Below are 1,148 nucleotides of genomic sequence, written 5' to 3' on the forward strand. Positions count from 1 at the left end.
CTAGTGTCCTGCGCCGGGAATCCGTTGAAGATATGAGGCGAGGCGTTCGAGGATTTCGTCGGCGGTTTTGGTCCAGGTGAAGGGTTTCGGGTCGGTGTTCCATTGCTCGATCCAGGTGCGGATGTCTTTCTCCAGCGCGGGGATCGAGCGGTGGACACCGCGGCGCAGGCGTTGGTCGGTGAGTAGCCCGAACCAGCGTTCGACCTGGTTGAGCCATGAGGAGTAGGTCGGGGTGAAGTGCATGTGGAAACGGGGATGCGCGGCGAGCCAGCGCTGAGTGTCGGGGTGTTTGTGGGTGCCGTAGTTGTCGCAGATCAGGTGGACGTCCAGGTCGGCGGGTACTTCCCGGTCGAGGCGGGCGAGGAATTTCTTGAACTCGACGGCGCGGTGCCGGCGGTGGATCGAGCCGATCACGGTGCCGGTGGCCACGTCCAGGGCGGCGAACAGGGTGGTGATGCCGTGGCGCAGGTAGTCGTGGGTGCGCCGCTCGGGCATGCCGGGCATCATCGGTAGTACCGGTGCCGAGCGGTCCAACGCTTGGATCTGCGACTTCTCATCGACCGCGAGTACCAAGGCTTTCTCCGGCGGGTCCAGATACAGCCCGACCACGTCGCGGACCTTGTCGATGAACTGCGGATCATTGGACAGCTTGAACGTGTCGACCAGGTGCGGCTTGAGCCGAAACGCCTTCCACACCCGCCCGACCGTCGACTTCGACAACCCCGACTGCTCGGCCATCGACGCCCGCGACCAGTGCGTCGCGTTCGCCGGTGCCGCTTCCAGGGTTTTGACGATCACGTCCTCGACCTGCTCATCGGTGATCTTGCGCGGCGCTCCGGGCCGTTGCTCGTCGGCCAAACCATCCAGCCGCCTCTCGAGGAACCGCTTACGCCACTTGGTCACCGTCTGCGGCCAGATCCCCAACTGCGCCGCCACGTCCTGATTGGAGCGCAACCCGCCGTCTTCAGCACAACCCAGCACGATCCGGCACCGCACCGCCAAAGCCTGCGACGACTTCGCCCGCCGCGACCACCGCACCAACGTTTCCCGTTCCTCATCCGAGAGCACCAACGGCACCTTCGGACGTCCACGACCCGCCATGCTCCAAGACTACGTTAATTCACCGAACTTACGGCGCGGCACACTAG

The 1,148-nt window shown here is 64.5% G+C and carries 1 protein-coding gene; it reads right to left on the reverse strand.

What is annotated here, in order from left to right; all coding sequences use genetic code 11:
• A complete protein-coding gene (locus tag HH310_RS42980) occupies positions 1 to 1,101 on the reverse strand; it encodes an IS630 family transposase (RefSeq protein WP_169181548.1) in 1,101 nt (366 codons plus the stop codon).
• Between the last annotated feature and the right edge of the window lie 47 nt (positions 1,102 to 1,148).

The sequence above is a fragment of the Actinoplanes sp. TBRC 11911 genome, from assembly GCF_012933445.1.
Lineage (GTDB): Bacteria > Actinomycetota > Actinomycetes > Mycobacteriales > Micromonosporaceae > Actinoplanes.

Coding starts and splice junctions, on each gene's coding strand:
- HH310_RS42980 (WP_169181548.1), bottom strand. CDS start 1,101: ATGGCGGGTCGTGGACGTCCGAAGGTGCCGTTGGTGCTCTCGGATGAG.